Source organism: Rhizobium nepotum 39/7 (genome assembly GCF_000949865.1).
Taxonomy (GTDB): domain Bacteria; phylum Pseudomonadota; class Alphaproteobacteria; order Rhizobiales; family Rhizobiaceae; genus Agrobacterium; species Agrobacterium nepotum.
The window spans coordinates 1-22,854 of record NZ_JWJH01000034.1 but is presented as its reverse complement, the minus strand read 5'-3'; the positions used below and the strand labels follow the sequence as shown (position 1 = coordinate 22,854).

The window sequence follows — 22,854 nt, the reverse complement described above, 5'->3', positions numbered from 1 at the left end:
GCCAGTGGGGTCAACATTCCATGCTTAAACACAATCCGACACTTGGCCGAAATATTAGTAAGCATCGAGCAGATCCGTCAACGGAGGTCCGCTATAGGCCAAGTGCGTCAATTTTGCAGCCCAGCCATGGAATATCCAATTGCATAGCAACCGTGTTTTGTTCCCCGCCGCCTCTATCATTGCGGCTCTGGTGTCTTCTTCGATTGGGGCAACAGTCGCCAAGTCTACCTTTCCAATCATCGGCGCCGAAGGGATGACGGCACTTCGCGTCGGCTTTTCCGCTATGATCCTATGGCTGATCACACGTCCATGGAGAACACGAACCTCAATGATGATGGGCGCAAAGCTGACAGCCTACGGTGTGGCGCTCGCCCTGATGAACATTATGATATTTCAAGCCTTCGCTAGGCTACCTATAGGTATCGCAACCGCAATCGAAGTGCTCGGCCCCATCTCGGTTGCCTTGGCCGGGTCACGACGGAAGTTGGACTTCCTCTGGGTACTCTTAGCGATATTCGGTTTGATAATATTGCTTCCGTTAAGGCAGGAAAGCACACTCGATCCAATCGGCTTGCTACTCGCCGCAGGCGCAGCCTTCTGTTGGGGTATCTACATCGTGCTGGGTCAGAAGGTAGCTCCGATTGGCGCCGGCAGAGCGGTTTCTCTTGGCATGATGGTCGCTGCGCTTATTGCCGTTCCGTTTGGGCTCTTCAATTCATCTCCATCAAATTACTCATGGGCGATCATCGGACTTGGTCTGGTCGTAGCTGTAATCTCGAGCACGATACCCTACCTCCTGGAGATGATGGCGTTTGGCCGTTTGCCTCAAAAGCTGGTCGGACTCCTTCTTAGTGGCGCCCCCGCAATAGCCGCCGCTGTCGCTGCCATCTTACTTGGCGAGACTTTGACCCCAACCCAGTGGATTGCCGTGACGCTGATCATCGCCGCCTCCGCCGGCTGCGCGCTATCATCCGCTCCAGTGAAAGCTTATGCCGATCCCGTCTGACGATAGCGAATTTATGGTCCTGCAGCGGTAATGATCTCACGGCCGTGGGGCCCGCACGCTTTTGATAGACGCGCTCTAAAAGGCTACGTCATTTTATCAGGATCGCAAAACCTGACAGGGGGACAGCGCGAGTCAGGCAAAGCCAAAGCTTCGTCTGAGATACAATGTTTGTTGGATCTGCTTAGTGTTCAAACGGTCGGAGCAATGGGACAAGAGGGATCGGCCGATCCCTCGCCAACGGCAAGTCACGCCAGCATAGTCCAGCAACATCGGCGGCAGAATATCTCGATGAGGACACGCTGCGCCCTCTCTCTTTAATCAATGACCCAGGATTTGGCTCAAGAATGCACGCGTTCTGTCGTGTTTCGGCTGGTCGAAAAACGTGACCGGTGGCCCCTCTTCGACAATCTCGCCATTTGCCATGAAAACAACTCGGTCTGCGACAGCCCGCGCGAACCCCATCTCATGAGTGACGCACACCATCGTCATACCTTCGCGGGCAAGGGTTACCATCACGTCCAGTACCTCGGAAATCATTTCCGGATCCAGAGCACTGGTTGGCTCATCGAACAGCATGATTTTAGGTCGCATGCAAAGCGCTCGAGCTATTGCCACACGTTGCTGTTGTCCCCCGGAAAGCTCACCCGGAAACTTATGAGCCTGCTCTGGAATTTTCACTTTCTCCAGAAACTGCATCGCTTGCATCTCAGCGTCAGCTCTGGCCTGCTTCCGCACAAGCCTCGGCGCGAGCGTACAATTTTCGAGAACCGTCATGTGAGGGAAAAGGTTGAAATGCTGGAACACCATTCCCGTTTCGCGCCGGATCTCATCGACGCTATCAAGATCGTCGTTGAGTTCCGTACCGAAAACATTAATCGAGCCGGTTTGATGCTCCTCGAGCCGGTTAACACACCGGATGAGTGTGGATTTGCCTGAACCAGAAGGACCGCAAAGCACTATCTTTTCACCTTTTCGGACGGTGAAGTCTATGTCCTTCAGAGCTTGAAAGGTTCCGTAATACTTGCTCATTCCCGTGATCGAGATAGCTAATTCAGCGTTAGACATAGTTAATTCCTCAGTGCGACCGGGCAGCAAGCCGGCGTTCAAGATAAGCGCCATAGCGAGACAGGGAAAACGTAAACGCGAAGAACACGAGGCCAACGAATACGTAGACTTCCTTGTAGGCGAATTGCCATTCGGCGGTACCAAACGCGGCGCCACCCGAGCCGAGTATCTCAAAGAAGCCAACGATAACGATGAGCGTCGTGTCCTTTAAGGTCGTCACACACTGGCTGATGGTCGGAGGGAGTGCATTTCGAAAAGCCTGCGGCAGGATAATGTAAGCAACACGATGCCAGTAACCCAACCCCAGCGCCTTAGCGGCTTCTTCCTGGCCCGCAGGTATTGCCTGCATGCCACCGCGCAAAACCTCTGCTTGGTAACAAGCGAAGAAAAGCGTGAAGCCCGCTATCATTCTGTATAACTTGTCGCCGGCCGCCCAGGACGGAAGTGCGAAAGGCAATACTACTGCAAACGTGAAAACCACTGCCAGCAGAGGCAAGCCCCGAACGGTATCGATTATCACGATCATTGTTCTCGAGACGAGAGGTAGCGACGACTTCCGAAGTAGCGCGAAAATTACCGCCAAGGGCATCCCGAGAATGACAATCGAGGCAAACACGTAAAGCGTTAGCGACAACCCGCCCCACTGCTGTGGGAAGACAAGCGACATGCCGAAGAAGCCGCCACGCATGATCATGTAGAATGAGAGGAATCCAATGACCCAGAGCGTTGCGAGACGCAGTGCAGTCCAAAACCATGGAGAGCACGAACAGACAATGACCGCGACCATAATCGCACATGCCACAGCAGATCGCCATTGTTCATCGAACGGATAGAGCCCAAACAAAATCAGGCGCCATCTATTCGCGACAACGGACCAACAGGCACCCGCCTCCGGAGCATGGCACATCGAACGCCCGGCGACGTCGAAAACTGCTCGGATAATCGCCCAGTCAACGACATTCCAGACTACCCAGCCAGAGGCAATAAGGAAAAGAAGACCAAGGGCTCCTGAGATTGGCGACGGCGCAAAGCGGCTGACAAAAGATGATTTGACCATAGTTTTACCCTCTCAACTGACTGCCTTTGAGGCGAATTGCCGAGTTGATAGTATTCAGACCAAAAGCCAGCATGTAGTTGATGGTGACGAAGCCAACCATCAGAATTCCAACGAGCTCGAGGGTGTGCCCCGATTGCACGATCGACGTGGACGTGGTCATGTAGAGATCGGAGAAACCGATAGCTATTCCAAGCGTACTGGCCTTGGTTAGCCAAATCATCTGGTTTGTCAGTATTGGCATCACCGACCGGACGGCCAGCGGAAACCTTACGCGACTGAATACTTGCAAGCTTGACAGGCCCAGCGCGTAACTGGCCTCGATCTGTCCTGAAGGAACTGATTTGAAACCTGCCCTCAAAATTTCAGCAATGAACGCAGCGCCATAGATTGCAATTGCGATCAGGCACGCGGCTAATTCTGGTGGTATGGTAAGACCGCCTTGGAACCGTAGGCCTGCCAAGACAGGCAAAGACGCGAACGGTTGCGTAGCTTCGCGCGAAAACCAAAGTAGTGAAGCAATTAAAACGAAGCTCGAGGTGTACATTGCAAGCTTCAGCGGCCTCAGAAATGAATCCGGCTTGCGTCGCACACGCGTATCTATCTTCATCACCATAAACCCTGCCAGGAGGACGAGGCCGACTGCAATAGAGGCGAACACGGCCCAAGTCGGTGCTCCAATCCACGGTATCGCGATACCTCGGCCACTTAAGAATACGGCATCGCCAAGGGATATTGCCGCTTTCGGCGCCGGCAGCACTTTCAGTATCGAATACCAAAACATCAGTTGCAGCAGCAGAGGGATGTTCCGAAAGATCTCGACATACGTGGCACCGACCATCCGCAAAACCGGTTGACCAGAGATTCTCATGACTGCCACGATCAATCCGATCAACGCCGCCAATGGGATGGCTACCGAACCTAGGAACACGGTGTTCAGAAAGCCTATCCAGAGAGCGCGCCAGTACGGGTCGCTTGCGCTGTACGAAATGAGAGAGAATCCGATATTCCAGCCAGTGGATTGCTCAAGAAAGCCGAACCCTAGGCTCATGCCCTGCGCAGCCAAATTAGACCGGGCCGTTAGAATCATAGCGGCAATCACCGCCAGTATCGCTAGCAGAAACGCGCTCTGAAGCAGATTATTCCGAACCCGTCTATTTTTTAGAATCTTCGTAACCATACGTTCCACTCACAGGCAGTAGGCATTGCGGCAAAGCCGCAATGCCTTCATTTCGATCAGTCGATTGTGAGTGGATAAAGCACGCCACCATCGCGGTAGAGAGCATTCTTGCCGCGCTCGAGCTTGTAAGCCGAGTCCTTGCCAAGTGTCCGATCGTAGATCTCGGCGTAGTTGCCGACCTCTTTGATCATGTTGTAGGCCCAGTCGTCCGAAAGGCCCAGACGCTTGCCGTAGCCGGGGGTCACGCCGAGAAACTTTTCGATTTCAGGGCTGGTCGGCTTTGCTTTAAATTCGTCGATATTGGCCTTGGTAATTCCCTGCTCTTCAGCGAAGAGAAGCGACGAAATCATCCAGTTCTGGACATCCAACCACTTTGGATCGGCTTCCGTAACGACGATGCTCTCGGCTTCCATGGAAAGCGTGTCGGACAGGAAAACCTGATCCTGCGGGTTCGGTCCTTCTGCACGCCAAATGCCGAGGCTCGGCGTCCATTCGAGGATCGCGTCGCATCTGCCGTCATAATATGCGGCACGAAGCTCTTCGGTTTTTCCAAACGTGATTACCTGGGCATCGACATTGAGTTTCTTGATCGCACTCGCCAAAATGCGCTCGTTCGAGCTGCCGGCTTGGGCGCAGACTACGCCGCCCTTGAGATCGGTTAGAGATTTTGCATCAGTTTCCTTGTGAGCCATTACGCTGAATGTGCCTACAAAGTAGGGCTGCGAGAACGACAGATTGAGCTCGGTGTCGCGGCTCTGGGTCCAACCAGAAACCTTGATCACGACATCGATGTCACCCGATTGAAGAGCCGGCCAGCGCTGTGCCCAATCGATCGGGACGATTTCAAGATGTCCTTCGGACTTGCCGAAGATGCCGGCTGAAAGGGCCCGGCATAGCTCGATGTCCAAGCCTTTCCATTGCCCCTTGTCGTCAACTTCAGCAAAGCCGAGGAAGCTGCCGTTGTGGCCGGAGCATTTAAGTGACCCGCGGCTTTTCACGACATCGAGCTTGCGCTCTTGAGCCATGGCGGTTGTCGCAGCACTACCGCTAACGAGTGCGAGGGCTGCGGCCATCATAATTATACGCTTCATTTTTGTATCTCCAGTTGCTTGTTCCCAATAATATCTGCGCACCAAAGATACAAAACGTCAATATAGTATAATATCCAAACGGGCGATATTTTATCCAAACCCCAAAATCATGGCAATTTCGGTGACACCAGAGCAGGGACGAGCTCGTCTGGCGGTCTGCGCGCACCTTAACTGATGGTACAACTTGACCTTCCGTAGTCGGCTGAGCGACCCGGGTTAGAACTCTGTTCGTGTATTTCACCTGACGAGCGCTCCGAACCTATCGGGAAGCGCCCAAAACCACTGATCTACATATTCGGATAGACCGGCCCCTCGCCGCCTTGTGGCGGCACCCAGTTGATGTTCTGGTTAGGATCCTTGATGTCGCAGGTCTTGCAGTGGACGCAGTTCTGGGCGTTGATGACGAAGACATCCTCGCCATCCTTTTCCGCCCATTCATAGACTCCGGCCGGACAGTAGCGGGTCGAGGGGCCGGCATAGATGTCGCGTTCGGAGCCCTTCTGCAACTCCATGTCCTTGACCTTGAGATGGACCGGCTGATCTTCCTCATGGTTGGTGTTGGAGAGGAAGACCGACGACAGGCGGTCGAACGTCAGCACCCCGTCCGGCTTCGGATAGTCGATCTTCTTGTGCTTGGCGGCGGGCTCGAGGCTCTGCGCGTCGGTCTTGCCGTGGCCGAGCGTGCGGAAGAAGGAGAAGCCAAACAGCTGGTTGGTCCACATGTCGAGGCCGCCGAGCGCCACGCCAAGAACCGTGCCGAGCTTCGACCAGAGCGGCTTGACGTTGCGCACGCGCTTCAGGTCGAGGCCGATTGCCGTGTTGCGCCATTCGTTTTCGATCTCGATTGGCTCGTCATTAGCGCGACCATCGGCGATCGCTTGCGCAATCTTGTCGGCCGCCAGCATGCCTGAAAGCACCGCATTGTGGCTGCCTTTGATGCGCGGCACGTTGACGAAACCTGCCGAACAGCCGATCAGCGCCCCACCCGGGAAGGAGAGTTTCGGCACCGACTGGTAACCGCCCTCGGTGATCGCCCGGGCGCCGTAGGAGAGGCGCTTGCCCCCTTCGAACGTGCCCTTGATCGCCGGATGGGTCTTGAACCGCTGGAACTCCTCGAAGGGGAGGAGATAGGGGTTCTTGTAGTTGAGATGCACGACGAAACCGACCGCCACCATATTGTCTTCGAGATGGTAGAGGAAGGAGCCGCCGCCGGTCTTCATGCCGAGCGGCCAGCCGAACGAATGCTGCACCAGGCCCTGATGATGGTTTTCCGGCTTCACCTGCCAGAGTTCCTTCAGCCCGATGCCGAATTTCTGCGGTTCGCGATCCTTGGAGAGGTCGAATTTCGCGATCAGCTGCTTGGCGAGCGAACCGCGCACGCCTTCGCCGATCAGCGTGTATTTGCCCAGAAGCGCCATGCCGCGTGTATAGGCCGGGCCCGGCTCGCCATTGCGCTCGATGCCCATGTCGCCGGTGGCGACGCCGCGAACCGCACCGTTGTCGTCATAGAGCACTTCGGTTGCGGCAAAGCCTGGATAAATCTCGACGCCGAGTGCTTCCGCCCTCTCCGCCAGCCAGCGACAGACATTGCCGAGCGAGACGATGTAATTGCCGTGATTGTTCATCAGCGGCGGCATGGCAAAATTTGGAAGGCGAACAGAGCCGGCCGGCCCCAGCAACAGGAACTGGTCGTTGGTCACCTTGGTTTTGAAGGGATGCTCCCCCTCCTCGCGCCAGCCCGGCAGAAGCGCGTCGATGCCGGACGGATCGACGACTGCACCCGACAGGATATGCGCGCCAACCTCGGCCGCCTTTTCGAGAACGACGACCGACAGATCAGGATTGACCTGCTTCAGCCTGATTGCGGCGGCCAGGCCAGCCGGCCCGGCGCCAACAATCACAACATCGAATTCCATCGATTCCCGGTCGGGAAAGTCCATTCTCAACGCCTATCGTTTTCCAATTTCACCAATTCGCCTATCGGCCAAGTTCGATCGACCGCTTAGTTGCCGCCTCGATCGCTGCTGTCATCAGGCTAACCAAGCCTCCTGTTTCTGCCATCAGCACGCAGAGCGCTGCTGCCGTGGTTCCGTTCGGGCTCGTCACTTGTTGGCGCAACGCCGATGGATCGGTTTCACTCTCGATTGCGAGTTTGGCCGAGCCGTAAACCGTCTGCTTCGCCAGTAGCATGGCAAGGTCACGCGGTAGTCCGGCTTTCACACCAGCCAATGCGAGGGCTTCAATAAAATGGAAGATATAAGCAGGCCCGGAGCCGGACACAGCCGTCACCGCATCCATCAACGCCTCGTCTTCGACGAACGCGACACGGCCGATGGGAGACAAAAGATGTCGGGCAATGTCCTTGAAATCCGTTGTGTCTGCCTGAGTATTTGGACAACACACAATCATGCCTTCGCCAATCGAAGCGGGGGTATTTGGCATGGCGCGAACAATAGCGAAGGCGCGAGTAGCGCAAGCGGCCATGGCACCGAGACCAACACCTGCAGCTACAGAAATCAAGAGCGCGTCAGGAGCCAGATGCGCCTCGTAGCGGGCGACGATCTCTCCAACCACCTGTGGCTTCGTCGCTATCACCAGGACGTCGATGACCGCGTCGGCAGCCAGCTCGTCGGGCGATCGATGGGTTTTCACGCCAAGGCTCGCCGCTCTCTCTCTCAAGGAATCGTTGGGCTCGATAACTGTCAGAAAGTGATCCGCGATCTTCGACCATGTGCTGAGCATAGCGAAGCCCATATTCCCAGCACCGACTAATAGAATGCGTGACATTTTACGTTCCCCCCTACGCGGCAGCGAGTGACGAGAGGCTCTGCCACAAGTCTTTTTCAACCTGAATTCTGTTCCCCAGAGCTTCTCGGGATTGAATACGCCGGTCACCAGGAATACGCGCTTGCCCTGCTGTGATGAGAGCGCCGATGAGTTCTTCAACGCGCTGACCGAGCGAAGGCCCGTCTTCGGCGCCCTTGCGCGGATCGATGACGATAATCGTCTCGCCCGTGCGCGCAGTTCTCGCGCCGGGTGTCTCTGCCCAGCTCACTTCATAGGAAAAGTCCGCGCCAACGAGGCCCGCGCAGAGGATTTCGATCATCAATGCAATCGACGCGCCTTTATGTCCCCCGAACGTCGACAACGCGCCACCATTTAAGATCGCATGTGGACTCCCAGTCGGATTCCCCTTGTTATCGATCCCCGTGTTGTCAGGGAGCAATCTCCCTTGGCGCGCAGCTACCTGAACGTCACCGTGCGCCATAGTAGACGAAGCTTGATCGAAGACGAGCGGCGGCCCTTTGGCACGCGGCGCCGCGAAGGCCAGCGGGTTGGTGCCATAGACCGGTGACTTGCCGCTAGGCGGTGCAACGACCGCAATACTGTTGACCAACGCAAGAGCAACAAAACCCTGTTCGGCAAATCGCTCTACGTCGAGATAAAGCGCGCCGAGGTGATGCGAGTTTCGCACGGCGAGAACCGCGATTCCGTTCTTCTTTGCCTTGCGCATCAACGCTTCGGCTGCTGAAGCGATCGCAACCTGTGCAAAGCCATTGTCAGCATCTACTCGGAGGAAGCCTGGCGCCACGTCGAGGGCCGTGGGTTTCGGGTCGCCATTGACATAGCCACTTCTGATTGTTGCAAGATAGTCATTGACCCTGAACAGCCCGTGACTTTCGCTTCCGTCACGATGAGCTGTTGCACAATTGCCGGCGAGAATCTCCGCGCAGGCCTCGGAATACCCTGCTTTCACAAGGACTTTCTTCAGCATGTCCACGACTTGCTTCATAGTGAGATCGACAAGCATTGTTTAAATTGCCCTTGCCAGCTCTGGCAGAGCCTCAAAGAGATCTCCCACCAGCCCATAGTCTGCAATCTGGAAGATTGGCGCTTCGCTGTCGTTGTTGATCGCGACGATAACCTTTGAATCCTTCATACCGGCGAGGTGCTGGATAGCGCCAGAGATACCGCAGGCTATGTAGAGATCGGGTGCAACTACCTTTCCTGTCTGCCCGACCTGCCAGTCGTTCGGCGCATAGCCGGCATCCACCGCGGCACGCGAGGCGCCCACTGCTGCGCCAAGCGCGTCTGCAACAGGCAAAATGACTTCCTGGAACTTCTCCGAGGAGCCCAGAGCGCGACCACCGGAAATGATGATCTTAGCCGAGGCCAGATCCGGGCGGTCAGAACTCACCAAAGAGTCTGAGACAAAATCCGATAGCGAAGAAGAAAGAGCTGCCGTCGAGATATCCTCGACGGCTGCAAGTGAGCCTTGGGAGGCTGGGGAAAATGCTGCTGTTCTAACTGTAAGAACCAATTTTTCACCGGTTGCCTGAACTGTTTGTATCGCGTTACCGGCGTAGATCGGGCGCTTGAAGGTGTCAGCAGATACGACTTCTATGATCTCTGAAACCTGCATCACGTCCAGTAAGGCGGCGACGCGCGGCATCACGTTCTTGCCGACCGATGTGGCCGCGGCGGCAATGGCATCGTATTGGGCCGAGAGAGAGACAATCAGCTCTGCAAGTGGCTCAGCCAGATTGTTCTCCAGCGCTGCACATTCGGCGAGTAGAACCTTCGAAACCCCTGCCAAAGCAGCGGCGGCATCCGCTGCAGGTCTGGCATCTGAGCCCGCTACTAGGACATGTACTTCCGAATTGATCTGAAGCGCGGCGGTCAATGCCCTCGCAGTCTGGTCGGAAAGGCTGGCTTTGTCGTGATCAACCAGAAGAAGAATTGCCATGATGATTTATTCCTTTCTCGACCCTTAGAGGACGCCAGTGGACTTGAGCTTTTCGACGAGCTCGGCGACGGATGCGACCTTGACGCCTGCCTTGCGGCCGGATGGCTCCTCGGTCTTCAGAACCTTGAGCTTCGGCGTGGTGGAGACGCCGAAATCCGCCGGAGTCTTCTTGTCGAGCGGCTTCTTCTTCGCCTTCATGATATTCGGCAGAGAGGCGTAGCGCGGCTCGTTGAGGCGCAGGTCAGAGGTGACGACGGCGGGAAGCTTGACCTCGATCGTCTGCAGGCCGCCATCGACTTCGCGGGTGACGGTCGCCTTGTCGGCGGAGAGCTCGATCTTCGAGGCGAAGGTGGCCTGCGCCGAACCCATCAGAGCCGCCAGCATCTGGCCGGTCTGGTTGCTGTCGTCGTCGATCGCCTGCTTGCCGACGATGACGAGACCGGGCTGTTCGGCATCGACGATGCCCTTCAGGATCTTGGCGACGGCGAGCGGCTCGACGGCATCGTCGGTCTCGACCAGGATGGCGCGATCGGCGCCCATGGCCAGCGCCATGCGCAGTGTGTCCTCTGCCTTGGCGGGACCGATCGAAACGACGACCACTTCCGCGGCCTTGCCGCCTTCTTTCAAGCGAAGCGCCTCTTCCACCGAAATTTCATCGAAGGGATTCATCGACATTTTGACATTGGCTAAATCAACGCCTGTTCCGTCGGGCTTCACTCGGATCTTTACGTTGTAATCAACCACTCGTTTTACTGGTACCAAGATCTTCATCAACGGCGTTCCTAAAGCTTTCTGATTGGCATGAATGACGGGAGATTCATAGCGCCCGGAAATAACCCGCTTGCGACGGCGCCAAAGGCGTTTTGCCAAGAATTCGGTCGGACAGCTTCTCTGCCATCATCATGATTGCGGCACTCAAGTTGGCGGTAACAACACGCGGCATGATGGAGGCGTCGACAATACGCATGCCGCGAACAGCCTTAACTCGCGCTTCGCTATCGACGACTGCTTCGCTGTCGGCGCCCATTCGGCATGTACCTGCAGGATGATAGGACGTTCCCAGATTTGCTTTCACGAAACGCTCCAGGTCGACGTCACTTTGCGTATCGAGACCTGGCGCAAGTTCTTTGCCTCTGAACTTATCCCACGCCGGCTGCTGAATGAGATTTCGAGCGAGCCGGATACCGTCGACAAGATCCTTAAGATCCTGGCGTGACCCAAGGTGGTTAAACACGATGGACGGCGCATCCGCGGGGTTGGCTGACCTCAAGGTCACCGACCCTCGGCTTTCGGGGCGGGAAAGATCCATCCAAAACTGGAAGCCTGGTATAGCGACGAGTTTGCCGTTCTTAAGATACCGCGTCAGAGGCAGGAACTCGAACTGCATGTTCGGAAATGAGACGTTGTCGCGGGTACGCAGGAAGGCCCCTGTCTCGAAGAAATTCGTTGCCCCCAACCCCTTCTTGGTCAGAAGCCATTGTGCTCCCAACTTCGCCTGGCCGAACAGGTTAAGCTCCGATACCAAAGAGTCTTCATAGTTCGTGGAATACTGAAGGTTGACACCCGGATGATTTTCAAGATTGCGCCCGACCTGACGCGCTTCCGCCTTGAGATCAATGCCGTGCAGGCGCAGTTCGTCCGGATCTCCGACACCTGAAAGCATCAGGAGCTGCGGTGTGTTAAAAGCACCCGCGGAGAGAATGACTTCCCGCTCGCAGCGTACGACACGGCGCCCCCCCCGCGAAACAATCTCGACTCCGACCGCGACGCCGTTTTCGATCACAATTTTATTGACGAGCGTATTTGGTGTCACAGTGAGGTTTGGCCTGCCCTCTGCGGGACGCAGATAGCCTTTGGCAGTGGACCATCTCTGACCGTCTCGGATAAAGGATTGGGCGACATGCAGGCCCTCCTGCTGAAAGCCATTGTGGTCGGCAGTTATCGCAAAGCCAGCCTGCTCTCCGCCCCGTAGAAAGGCGTCGTAGAGTTTATGTTCGGCCTTGCAGCGCGAGATAAACATCGGGCCATCGCCACCACGCCATTCGTCAGCGCCGCCATCAAATGTCTCCATCCGACGGAAATAGGGCAGGCAATGCGCAAAACTCCATTCCGACAGACCGCTCTCAGCCCACCCGTCGAAATCGAGCGGGTTACCACGATTGTAGATCATCGCATTGATCGAAGAGGAACCACCGATGACCCGCCCACGTTTTTCGTCGATCGTGCGCCCATTCAGTTGCGGTTCCGGACCAGACTGATATCCCCACCCGAGCTTCTCGTTCTGATACACGAACGGCAAAGCTGCGGGCATGTTAATAATGAGGCTTCGATCGGATCCGCCGGCTTCGATAAGCAGAACCTTGATCGCAGGGTCTTCGCTTAGTCGCGCGGCCAGAATGCAACCGGCGGACCCAGCACCTACAATGATATAGTCGTAGTTCAACAATCCGACCCCTTATGTTCTGGACAAGCCCCAAATGCTAGCGAGCCGTGATCAGCGTGATGAAGCGTTGCACACTCGATTTGCTAGTCACTCGTCGCGGGTGGCACGCATCTATGCACGAGCTATCCACTAATTGGATACGATTTTAGATCTTTGGATAAAATTGTCAAACTAAATCGTCATGCCGTAATTTAAAGGATTCCACCATGTCGTTGACCGGAGACGACCCCATAGAGCGTATGCGCCCGTGCCAGACCGGTCAGAAAGTATGGCGAGGAGCGCAAATCGAGAAACTCGGATCTTTTAGATCCTATGACGACGGCTTGCCTGAACCGACTTCTTTGTTTGATCAATATGGGTCTGAAGGAGTTCAGCTGCACGGTCCACGTCGCCGTTTTGACAGTACGAAAGCAACAACTCGTGCTCCTGTCGTGGACGCTCTTTGCCTGCGGCAAGGGAGACCTGTGTTCTCACATAGCGATTTACGTGGCCATAGTTTGCTTCGATCGCCCCCAACAGTCTTGGACGATGACACGGGGCGTACATTGCGGAGTGGAATTGCCAATTCATTGAACCCCACCTTTCCGGATCAGGCTCACGATTGTAGTCCTCCAGAATCGCGCGGGAGAGCTGTAGATCCTCTTCTGCCATTTGAGGAATGGCGAGCCGCAGTGCATAGCATTCAAGCGCAATACGGATATCGAGCATATCTAGAACGTCCTCAATGGAAAGGCTAACGACTACCGCCCCTCGATTTGGCTCGATCTTGACCAGGCCTTCCGCCTCCAATTGCCGAAGCGCTTCTCTGACAGGTATGCGGCTAGTGCCGTATTGCTCGGCCAGTTGGTCTTGTCGCAGCTGCGCTCCCTCGGCTATCGCACCTCCCAGGATTGCTTCCCGTAGGCCATCGCGCACAAGTTCGGGGGCCGAACGTCGCTGAACTTCAATCTTTTCCAAGCTGCACCTTATGCATTGTTGTAATTTTCTAATAATATACAGCAAAAATTTATGCAATGAACGAGGTCATGGGACCGCCCTTCTACAAGGTGCGATCCCATGACTGCCATGTGCGTATAGCCCACCGAGACCAAGATGCGAAAAAGCTCGTCGGCTAAGTGGCGTCTGTTGAGGTCGCTACAACCTCAACAACCGAACTATCAGCGCTTCTCGCTGATCATCTTCGTGCGCATGTATGCGTCTAGTCCTTCCATGCCGCTCTCGGCCCCATAGCCAGACTCGTTGACACCACCGAAAGGTGTTTCGGCTTCGTGAACGGAGGTGTGATTTACCCCAACGACGCCAGCTTCAAGCACTTCCCCAACGTCAGCAGCAGTTCCCAGGTTTGCGGTGAACAGGTACGCTGCAAGGCCAAATGGCAATGAATTGGCTCGCGCTACTACTTCCCCAAGCGATTTGAATGACGCCAGCAGTGCAAGTGGCCCAAACGGCTCTTCCTTCATCACCTGGGCATCATCCGACACATCGCGGAGAACTGTTGGTGCATAAAAGAAGCCCTTCCCTTCCAAACGTTCGCCGCCCAGCGCGATGGAAGCACCTTTCTTCACTGCGTCCTGCACGTAACTATCCATGAGGTCGAGGCGCCTCTGAGTGATCAAGGGCCCCATTTGTGTGCCGGCATCAAGTCCGTTACCGACGACAACCCTACGGCTGCGCTCCACAAAACCTTCAACGAAACGCTCGTAGATATTTTCATGGATGTAGAAGCGCGTCGGCGAGGTGCAAACCTGGCCGGCATTCCTAAATTTTGACGCAACGAGTGTATCGAGCGCCTTGTCCAGGTCGGCATCTTCGAAGACGATCACCGGAGCATGACCGCCCAATTCCATTGTACAGCGCTTGAGGGTTTCAGAAGCCAGGCGCTGAAGCAGTTTTCCGACAGGGGTTGACCCGGTCAACGACACTTTTTTAGGGATCGGCGAGGCGATCAGATGCTCCGAAATCGGCGCGGACGGTCCGAAGACGATATTCAGTGCTCCTGCCGGAACTCCTGCGTCTTGAAAGCATCGACCAATCGCAACAGCAGTACCAGGTGTTTCGTCACTGGGCTTGACGATGATGCTGCATCCAGCCGCGAGGGCTGCCGCGATTTTGAGCGTGACATTGCCAGCGGGAAAGTTCCAGGCCGCGAAACCCAATGCCGGGCCAACAGGCTCTTTAAGCACTAGCTGCCGAACGCCTGACGCACGGGCGGGGATAATGCGACCGTAAGCACGCTTTGCCTCCTCCGCATACCAACGAGTCGCGTCAGCACAGAACTGTATCTCGCCGGCAGCTTCGACCAGAGATTTGCCATTCTCGATCGTGAGTGTCTGAGCGATTTCAGCTTTGCGCGTTTCAATGAGATCGGCAGCCTTGCTAAGGATCTCCCATCGATAGGCGGCTGTCGTTGTCTTCCAAAGTCTGAAGGCGCGATCAGCAGCAGACAATGCGTTATCCAGGTCTTCCTTCTCAGCCCGAGGCACCCTCGCAATCTCAGTTCCGTCCGCAGGATTGACGAGAGGGCTTGTTGCTCCGGCGGCCCCCTGCATCCAGACGCCATCAATCAACAACTCAAGCTTTTCCGCGTACATCAAACGCTCCTATCAGATTGGATCGCACAAACTTTTTATCTGGATAGATTGTATAAATACATACGATAATGTATGCAATCTCTAAGTTTCGCATAATGACGGAGTAGCGAGAATGATTGCCTCTAAATCATCCGCCGAGATTGCCGTAATCGGCGCGGGCAACGTTGGTATCGCTGTCGCATACTATCTCAACGCCAAGTATGGATTTCGGGACATCGTAATCATCGATCCTCGAGACCCGATGAGTCTGACATCGGCCCAGTCTGGTGAAAACTACCGGAACTGGTGGCCACATCGAGTGATGACCGCTTTCACCAACGATAGTATTCGGCTGCTTGAAGACATCGCCAGCAAAACTGGCAATCGAATACAAATGACTCGCTGCGGTTATGCCTTGGTAACCCGACGAGCGAAACCTCAAGATCTAATCGAAGACCTCTATGTGGGTTACGGAGCCGATGCTGAGAAACTGATCCGCATTCATGAAGGCGCCGGCCCACATCCAAGTTACAGCCCCGCACAATCGGCAGGATGGGAAGATGAGCCGGCCGGTGTAGATGTACTGTGCGATAAAGACCTTATTCGCAAAATGTTCCCGGCTTTTGAAACCGACGTCGCCACGGTCCTTCACGTCCGTCGTGCTGGATCCATCAGCGGGCAGCAACTTGGCCAGTACATGCTCGAAATCATTAAAGACAATGGAGGCCGCCTTCTCCGCGGAGACGTGATAGCGATCGAGAAAGCGTCACAGTTCGTCTTGACCGTCAAAACCGCAGAGGGCCAGTCCGAGGTCAGGGCAAATCGGATTGTCAATGCTGCCGGCCCCTTTGTAAACGATATCGCCGAGATGCTCGGAGAAACTCTGGGCACATCCTGCATCTATCAGCAGAAAATCGCCTTCGAAGATCGCGACGGCATCGTGCCACGCGACCTTCCCTTCACCATTGATCTTGATGGCCAAAGATTGGCATGGACTGATGAAGAGCGGGAGATTCTTTGCGAAGATCCACTGACGGCAAAGCTGACGGAGTATATGCAGGGAGGAATCCACTGTCGGCCGGACGGAGCGGAGAGCGGGAAATGGATCAAGTTAGGCTGGGCTTTCAATAGCGCGTCATCCGATCCGCACTCGTTGGAGCCCATCGATGAACAGTTTCCCGATATCGTCTTGCGCGCGGCGAGCCGCTTGCAACCCGGCCTTGCGAACTACATAGGCAAGCTCCCTCGCGGCGCGCGTCACTATGGTGGCTACTACACGACGACCGAAGAAAACTGGCCGCTCATCGGTCCCACGACGACACCGGGCGTGTTCGTCGCAGGCGCTCTATCTGGATTTGGCACTATGGCTGCCTGCGCAACAGGCGAACTTTGCGCGGATTGGATCGGCGGGAAACCCACAGCCACTTATGCAGAGATGCTAGCCCCAGCACGCCACCACGATCCTGTCCTCATGGCCGAGTTGAAAGCTCAGGGCAGTCGGGGCCATCTCTAGAAACAAATCCCTCACTCGGGGCAACCAATGGGGAGCGTTTGCAGTCGCTTCCCGCGAATAACTGTCAAGGAGACGAAATTGAAGACGGATATCGTTGTGATCGGAGGCGGCGCGATTGGTGCTGCTGTCGCCTACTACCTCAAAATGATGGATGCCAGCGTTTCGGTCACTGTGATCGAACGGGATCCTACCTACAACATTGCTTCGACACCCCGCGCCTCCGGGGGCGTGCGCCGACTGTTCTCGCTGCCAGAGAACATCGCGCTCTCCAACTATAGCATCCCATTTTTCGACAATTTTGCCGAGACGATGGCGCTGGACGGCGTCGCTGCGGACATCGGTCTGAAGAAAAACGGGTATCTCTTTATCGTTCCGCCGGGCAGCATTGATATGCTCAAGCAGAACTATGACACTGAGCTCAGCATGGGTTGCAACGTTGTCTGGCTGACCCCGGACGAGCTCAAGCATAAGTTTCCCTCCATGAACGTCGAAGATCTTGGTGCCGCTGTGTATTCACCAGATGACGGCTGGCTGGACCCGCACAGCGTGCTGATGGGCTTCCGAAAGAAAGCGCGCGCGCTTGGCGCCGAGTTCATGGCAGATGAAGTTGTGGGGCTGGCACGCGACGGCACTAAGGTTCGCAGTGTCAAGCTGAAGTCCGGCGAAACGATCGAGGGCGATCATTTCGTAAACGCGGCCGGCGCGTGGGCGAAGGACATTTGCGAGATGCTTGGCTTCAAGGCGCCAATCGAGCCACTTCGGCGCTTCGAACACTATTTCGAATCTGAAGACCCGATTGAGCCCCTGCCTTATCTGAAAGATCCAGAGCGGCTTGCTTTTCGACCGGAAGGTAAGGGTTACTCCGGCGGCGTGCCGACACTAGCCGAGCCGCGCGGCTACAATTTCGAGATCGATCACGACTACTTCGAAAATGTCGTATGGCCGGCGCTTGCGCATCGTTTCCCGCAATTTGAGAAGACCAAATGCAAGAATACTCTGCCTGGCCTTTACGATCAGAATGATTTCGACGGCAACGTCATCATCGGACCTGGTGCGGATGGACTGACAAATTTCCATATGCTGGCCGGTTTCTCAGGTCACGGCCTGATGCATGCACCCGGCTGCGGATTGGCTATGGCCGAACTTCTATTGAAGGGAAGATACGAGACGATCGACCTGACGAGGTTCGGGTGGCAGAGGCTTCTCGATGGCAAGCCCCTGCCAGAACGTGGGATCATTTGACGAAATTGGGCGGCGGCTCCAACGGGTCGCCGCTTAAGGTCAACGCCGACGAGTTGCCGCGCGCAGAGATTTTTGTGTCTGCTCTATATGCTTCTCCAGCAATACAACGGCAGCGTCGACATTGCCTTCGCGGCACAGCTGAAGAAGTTCGTTATGCTCCTGCTGTGGTTTTGCTTTTCCTGTAGCCAGGGAGACCTGTCTGCGGGTGAACCGGCTGACATGTCCGTAGTTGGCTTCGATCATTCCCAAAAGCTTCGGACGATTGCAGGGGCAGTAAAGCGACCAATGAAAACGCCAATTCATCTCTCCCCATGCAGCAGGATCCAGAGCGTTGTCATACTCGGCGAGGATTTCTTCAGCCAGCTTTAGGTCTTCAAAGGCCATGTTGGGTATTGCAAGCTTCAATGCACGGCATTCAAGCGCAATTCTGATATCGAGCATCTCAAGGACCTCGTCGGCGGAGACCCCCTTGACGATAGCACCCTTGTTTGCGTGAATTTCAACTAGGCCTTCGCTCTCCAGCTGGCGCAGTGCTTCCCGGACGGGAATTCGAGATGTGCCGTAAAGTTCAGCGAGCTCATCCTGACGGAGCTGCTGCCCCTCCTCGTAGTCGCCGTTCAATATAGCGTCACGGAGGCCATCCCGGACTAATTCGGGCGCTGACCTACGTAGTTGTTCAGTTTGCATGGCCATAGAAATTCTCACGTTCTGATCGCCGTATTAAATGCAAGGTCTTTGTATAAACTGTCAACCTCGCGAATAAACTGCGCAGCATGCAGACACACGATTTCTCTTTCACCGAAACCCGACCTTCAGTGCAGCGCCTACCGCCTTTGCGGCCTCATGCCCTGCCTTTTCCTGAAGAAGGCATATCTTTGCCACTGGAAGTGCTGGAAGGTTCCTGCCTCCAGCGACAATCGCTGTCGCTGCTGTGAGACTAGATCGAGGTAGTGGTGAAACCGCAGCGTCAGCGATCACGCAGGCCCGACGAAGCGTTGAAGAATCACTGGAAAGCACAATACGATGGTGAACGTTCTGCTCGCTCAGGCTCTTGGAAACGCAAGCTCCGATCACCGAGTTCTCCGCACCCAGAGCGACTCGTAGTGGTTTGAACTTTCTTGCCTCGCCATTCACAGCTTCCGTCCAGACGTAAGGGTCGGAACCAACAACCTCGCCACGGTGCCCATTCTCTCCGCCAGGCGAGGTAAACATCACCAGATTGAGCTGTCCCTGATCATGTCGATTGATCAGATCCGCGGCGAGGCCCTCTTCGACATTGACTAAAATGTCGGGTCGGCGTTGCTGGATTGTATTTAGAATCTTGATGAGAGATCCCTCGGTGAGATCGGTCGTAGCACCCAACGTGACAGTTGCGATCGCCACAGGTGGCACCTGGATTTGTACCCGGAGAATTATCTCGTCGGACAAAGAGAGCATCGAGTGCGCATATTCGAGCAGGATTTTCCCTTCGCGAGATATCGTCGCTGCAGGGCGGGTTCTATATACGAGTGTGACACCGAGTGCGCCTTCCAACTTCTTAATCCGGTGCGTCAGTGTAGATGGTGAGCAATCCATCGCGTCGGCTGCAGCAGCAAAAGTTCCGTGCTCAGCTATGGCACAAAAGCTGGCTAGGCTCTCAAGATCGAGCAACGTTGGATAGGATTGGAACCTATTGTTCACTAAACCGATCCAGCGTTTACGCGCATTTTCCCGACCAAACCTGGGAAATCCACCGATAAATCCTTCCAACTCTCTGAACTGAAAATATCCCGCCGCATTGTGTCCTTGTTCGCTCCACACTCAGAAATTTGCGATGCGCGTGGAATTTTTCAGTATGTATGTCATCAGTTCATATGTTATACAATCATGATAATGAGGATACAATGCGTATTGCGACTCGGATCGATCGCTTCGACCAATTTTTGCGCCGCCGGCCTCTCAGAGACCGCTGACGGACAAAGGACAAAGGACAAAACACAAGATGCCATGGGTAAAAGTTGATCTCTCCGCCGGCCGGACCGTAGATCAAAAACAAGAGACAGCCGCCGCGATCACAAATGCACTAGTTGAACATTGTGGCTGTTCACCGGAATCAGTGAGCATCGTTTTCAGCGACGTCTCCGCTGACAACTGGGCGTTCTCCGGCAGACTTCTTTCACAGGTCAATGAAGCTGACACTTAAGACGTAGCTGGAAACAGAGCTGTTGATCGGTCTTGGATGAGGCGTGGAAGTCGCTCGATGCGAAACGCATCGCGATCGCCACGATCCAGCAAACAGTGTTGAAGTTGCCTTGATGTCGAGGTCGGGATCGATGTCCGGTAACCGGTCATCCTTCTTCCAGAAGGTATTTAACGCAATATACGAGGATTGATATGAGCCCGATCTCCAGCCATCAGCACATCGTGGTCATAGGCGCTGGTATCATTGGGATCCAATGCGCCCTAGAGTTGCAGACGCGTGGTTTTTCGGTCTCAGTAGTAGACAGCAAGGAACCGGGAACCGCGACGTCGGAAGGGAACGCTGGCTGCATTGCCGTCGCTGAGATATTCCCCATATCTCTGCCTGGTCTGATCTGGTCAGTACCGAAGATGCTGGCGGACCCCCTTGGTCCTCTGTCAATACGGTGGGGCTATCTCCCTCAGCTTTCCCCATGGCTTTGGCAATTTTTGTTAGCAGGTCGCCGCCGGCCGTCCGAGAAAATAACCGGCGAACTTGCTGCGTTGCTCGGCCACAGTTGGTCGGATCATCAGGTCGTCGCGAAAAGGACGGGCACAGAATATCTGTTCAAGCACGAGGGCTTTCTCTTCGCCTACCATACGGAACGCGGTTACAAAGAGAGTGCGCATGAATGGTCCGTCCGCACACAACACGGCATCTCCTATACTCGACTGACCCGCAACGAGCTGCTGGAACTTGAGCCCGAGCTGAATCCTGGTTTCTTTGCCGGTGTGCATGTTCCTGGCGTGAGGCACTCCATCAATCCCAAGAAATTGGTCCAGGAACTCGCGCTAGAATTCAAGCGCAATGGAGGCGCTATCCTTAAGGCGAATGCCAAAGATTTTGGCTTCCGGGATGGCAGGATCTCACAGGTTTTTCTCGACAACGGACAGACCGTGGAAACCAAAGGCGTTGTTCTCGCCGCTGGAGCGTGGTCCGGAACGATATCCAGCAAACTCGGCTATAAGGTTCCGCTAGATACCGAGCGAGGATATAATACCACCATTCCATCACCGGCTGTATCGGTGACGCGGCCCATTTTCTTGGTAGAGCGCAGCGCAGTTATCACCCCAATGGAAATGGGACTGAGAATCGGCGGCGCGGTGGAATTAGCTGGCTTGAAGGCACCCGCAAACTTTAGTCGCGCCAAAGCACTTTTGTCTCACGGCAAGTCCGCTCTTCCGCGTCTCAATCTCGAAAATGGCCGTGAATGGATGGGGTTCCGCCCGTCGATGCCAGATTCAAAGCCAATCATCTCCCGATCTGGGCACCATCCAAACGTTTACTTTGCCTTCGGCCACGGCCATCTTGGACTGACCCTTGCGGCAACGACTGCGCGATTGATCGGGGATATGTCTTCAACTGATCTGACCCCGACCGAAGCCATTCCATTCAGTATAGAACGTTTCGTGTAATACGGTCGCAACACGGCATCGCATCACCACGTAAAGTCGCGATTCGAGCGAAATGTATTCCCGCGAACCTACCTCACTCGTGAGGAGCCGATCGATTTTGTGGCGCGATAATGCGCCTTACATCGCTATTAGACCGTACCAAGAGCGCGGAATAGAACGGAGACACTCTATATCCAGCTCCGGAAAACCAATAAATGTTTCAATCTAATTCTGAAATGACAAGCGTCATTCACAACGATGCTTTAATTGTTGATGCGATCTCACCACTTCTTCAGGACAAAAGCTACCTGGATATGTTTCTCGCCGGCAGAGCAACCTGCGTTGCCCCGACGGTCGCCATTAGCGAGACACCCGATCTCGCTGTCCGGCAAGTTGGGTCTTGGTTGCAATTCATAGCTTCTCGAAGCGACCTGTTGCTCATCCGCAACGCCTCAGACATCTGAACCGCACCGGGTTTGCCGGAGGCTCCAACTTCTGAGAGAGTGGAGCCGATATGAGCAAGACAATGAACAAGTTTTCACCTGAAGTCCGCAATCGTGGACCACGAGTCGGAGCACCCGTCGCGATGGGCGACCGCTTCATCTATTGCGGGCAAGATCGGTTGCTCGCCAGCCACGCTGCATGAATGGGTGAAGAAGACCGAGGTTGACAGCGGCAAACGAGCAGGCCTGCCGAGCGATGTCGCCGAGAAGATGAAGGCTCTTGAGCGGGAGAACCGTGAGCTTCGTCAGGCCAACGAGATTTTGCGCAAGGCGTCTGCATATTTCGCAATGGCGGAGCTCGACCGCCCCTTCAAACGATGATCTCGTTCATCGACGAACACCGTGCGTGTTCGGGGTCGAGCCGATCTGCAGGCTTTTGCCGATTGCCCCGTCAACCTACTACGAGAACGTTGCCAAGCGCTTGGATGTGGGCCGCTTGTCGGTTCGCGCCCGCAGCGATATCGGCCTGAAGATCGAGATACGCCGGGTGTTTAATGAGAACTTCCAGGTCTACGGGGTGCGTAAAGTCTGGCGGCAGTTGCAACGCAAAGGCTACGACATCGCCCGCTGCACGGTCGCTCGGCTTATGAGGTCGATGAGCCTGCAGGGGATCATTCGGGGAAAGCCGGTCCGCCGACATTCTCGGATAAGGCAGCCGCGAGCCCGCTTGACCGGGTAAACCGCCAGTTCAAAGCCCCAGCACCAAACAGGCTGTGGATTTCGGACTTCACCTATGTCGCGACCTGGCAGGGTTTCGTCTACGTGGCCTTTGTGATTGACGTCTTTGCCCGGCGTGTGTTTAAGCATGGAATGTTGACCCCACTGGCG

Annotated in this window: 20 protein-coding genes, 1 pseudogene and 1 other annotated feature; of the genes and pseudogenes, 7 read left to right on the top strand and 14 right to left on the bottom strand. The window is 55.3% G+C overall.

Annotated elements, in window-relative coordinates; genetic code table 11:
* The first annotated feature begins 139 nt into the window (after nt 1-139).
* Nucleotides 140-1,006, top strand: a complete 867-nt coding sequence (locus RS75_RS23125; protein ID WP_045024842.1) for an EamA family transporter — start codon at nt 140-142, stop codon at nt 1,004-1,006.
* Nucleotides 1,007-1,324: 318 nt separating this feature from the next.
* Here the strand turns inward: RS75_RS23125 and RS75_RS23120 are convergent, their stop codons facing one another.
* The 12 genes from RS75_RS23120 to RS75_RS23065 form a co-directional block, all read right to left on the bottom strand.
* Nucleotides 1,325-2,071 carry an amino acid ABC transporter ATP-binding protein gene (locus RS75_RS23120; RefSeq protein ID WP_045024840.1) on the bottom strand — a complete coding sequence of 249 codons (747 nt, stop codon included), beginning with the start codon at nt 2,069-2,071 and terminating at the stop codon, nt 1,325-1,327.
* A 10-nt stretch (nt 2,072-2,081) separates the two neighbouring features.
* Nucleotides 2,082-3,128: an amino acid ABC transporter permease gene (locus RS75_RS23115; RefSeq protein ID WP_045024839.1), complete on the bottom strand. Its 1,047-nt coding sequence runs from the start codon at nt 3,126-3,128 to the stop codon at nt 2,082-2,084.
* Nucleotides 3,129-3,132: 4 nt separating this feature from the next.
* Nucleotides 3,133-4,305 (bottom strand): ABC transporter permease subunit, encoded by a 1,173-nt coding sequence (locus RS75_RS23110; RefSeq protein ID WP_045024837.1) that lies wholly within the window; start codon nt 4,303-4,305, stop codon nt 3,133-3,135.
* A gap of 56 nt (nt 4,306-4,361) precedes the next feature.
* Nucleotides 4,362-5,396: a transporter substrate-binding domain-containing protein gene (locus RS75_RS23105; protein ID WP_045024835.1), complete on the bottom strand. Its 1,035-nt coding sequence runs from the start codon at nt 5,394-5,396 to the stop codon at nt 4,362-4,364.
* A 287-nt stretch (nt 5,397-5,683) separates the two neighbouring features.
* The gene (locus RS75_RS23100) at nt 5,684-7,336 is read right to left on the bottom strand and encodes an electron transfer flavoprotein-ubiquinone oxidoreductase (RefSeq protein WP_045024833.1); all 1,653 of its coding nucleotides are present in this window, start codon (nt 7,334-7,336) and stop codon (nt 5,684-5,686) included.
* A 37-nt stretch (nt 7,337-7,373) separates the two neighbouring features.
* Nucleotides 7,374-8,183 carry a pyrroline-5-carboxylate reductase gene (gene proC / locus RS75_RS23095; protein ID WP_045024831.1) on the bottom strand — a complete coding sequence of 270 codons (810 nt, stop codon included), beginning with the start codon at nt 8,181-8,183 and terminating at the stop codon, nt 7,374-7,376.
* A gap of 13 nt (nt 8,184-8,196) precedes the next feature.
* The gene (locus RS75_RS23090; protein WP_045024829.1) at nt 8,197-9,207 is read right to left on the bottom strand and encodes an Ldh family oxidoreductase; all 1,011 of its coding nucleotides are present in this window, start codon (nt 9,205-9,207) and stop codon (nt 8,197-8,199) included.
* Between the two features lie 3 nt (nt 9,208-9,210).
* On the bottom strand, nt 9,211-10,143 hold the full coding sequence (locus RS75_RS23085) for an electron transfer flavoprotein subunit alpha/FixB family protein (protein WP_045024827.1): 933 nt from the start codon (nt 10,141-10,143) through the stop codon (nt 9,211-9,213).
* Nucleotides 10,144-10,167: 24 nt separating this feature from the next.
* Nucleotides 10,168-10,914 carry an electron transfer flavoprotein subunit beta/FixA family protein gene (locus RS75_RS23080; RefSeq protein ID WP_045024825.1) on the bottom strand — a complete coding sequence of 249 codons (747 nt, stop codon included), beginning with the start codon at nt 10,912-10,914 and terminating at the stop codon, nt 10,168-10,170.
* 46 nt (nt 10,915-10,960) lie between these two features.
* Complete coding sequence (locus tag RS75_RS23075; RefSeq protein ID WP_045024845.1) at nt 10,961-12,586, bottom strand: choline dehydrogenase; 1,626 nt, start codon at nt 12,584-12,586, stop codon at nt 10,961-10,963.
* A 303-nt stretch (nt 12,587-12,889) separates the two neighbouring features.
* Complete coding sequence (locus RS75_RS23070) at nt 12,890-13,543, bottom strand: GntR family transcriptional regulator (protein WP_045024823.1); 654 nt, start codon at nt 13,541-13,543, stop codon at nt 12,890-12,892.
* Nucleotides 13,544-13,743: 200 nt separating this feature from the next.
* Nucleotides 13,744-15,177 carry an NAD-dependent succinate-semialdehyde dehydrogenase gene (locus tag RS75_RS23065; protein WP_045024822.1) on the bottom strand — a complete coding sequence of 478 codons (1,434 nt, stop codon included), beginning with the start codon at nt 15,175-15,177 and terminating at the stop codon, nt 13,744-13,746.
* Nucleotides 15,178-15,289: 112 nt separating this feature from the next.
* On the opposite strand from RS75_RS23065, the gene RS75_RS23060 reads away from it, so the two are divergent.
* Nucleotides 15,290-16,669, top strand: coding sequence for an NAD(P)/FAD-dependent oxidoreductase (locus RS75_RS23060; RefSeq protein WP_045024821.1), 1,380 nt, complete (start codon nt 15,290-15,292; stop codon nt 16,667-16,669).
* Between the two features lie 78 nt (nt 16,670-16,747).
* Nucleotides 16,748-17,911: an NAD(P)/FAD-dependent oxidoreductase gene (locus RS75_RS23055; protein ID WP_084687180.1), complete on the top strand. Its 1,164-nt coding sequence runs from the start codon at nt 16,748-16,750 to the stop codon at nt 17,909-17,911.
* A gap of 39 nt (nt 17,912-17,950) precedes the next feature.
* Here the strand turns inward: RS75_RS23055 and RS75_RS23050 are convergent, their stop codons facing one another.
* Nucleotides 17,951-18,598, bottom strand: a complete 648-nt coding sequence (locus RS75_RS23050; protein ID WP_267884633.1) for a GntR family transcriptional regulator — start codon at nt 18,596-18,598, stop codon at nt 17,951-17,953.
* 108 nt (nt 18,599-18,706) lie between these two features.
* Nucleotides 18,707-19,711 (bottom strand): LysR family transcriptional regulator, encoded by a 1,005-nt coding sequence (locus RS75_RS23045; RefSeq protein WP_045024816.1) that lies wholly within the window; start codon nt 19,709-19,711, stop codon nt 18,707-18,709.
* Between the two features lie 118 nt (nt 19,712-19,829).
* On the opposite strand from RS75_RS23045, the gene RS75_RS25955 reads away from it, so the two are divergent.
* The 4 genes and pseudogenes from RS75_RS25955 to RS75_RS25950 all read left to right on the top strand — a co-directional run.
* A complete protein-coding gene (locus tag RS75_RS25955) occupies nt 19,830-20,093 on the top strand; it encodes a tautomerase family protein (protein WP_324607194.1) in 264 nt (87 codons plus the stop codon).
* 191 nt (nt 20,094-20,284) lie between these two features.
* Nucleotides 20,285-21,544 carry an NAD(P)/FAD-dependent oxidoreductase gene (locus RS75_RS23040; RefSeq protein WP_045024814.1) on the top strand — a complete coding sequence of 420 codons (1,260 nt, stop codon included), beginning with the start codon at nt 20,285-20,287 and terminating at the stop codon, nt 21,542-21,544.
* Between the two features lie 194 nt (nt 21,545-21,738).
* Nucleotides 21,739-21,987: a hypothetical protein gene (locus tag RS75_RS23035; RefSeq protein WP_045024812.1), complete on the top strand. Its 249-nt coding sequence runs from the start codon at nt 21,739-21,741 to the stop codon at nt 21,985-21,987.
* Nucleotides 21,988-22,037: 50 nt separating this feature from the next.
* Nucleotides 22,038-22,854: pseudogene (locus RS75_RS25950) on the top strand (IS3 family transposase); the annotation flags it as partial.
* Nucleotides 22,302-22,417: a sequence feature (AL1L pseudoknot), on the top strand. It overlaps the preceding pseudogene by 116 nt.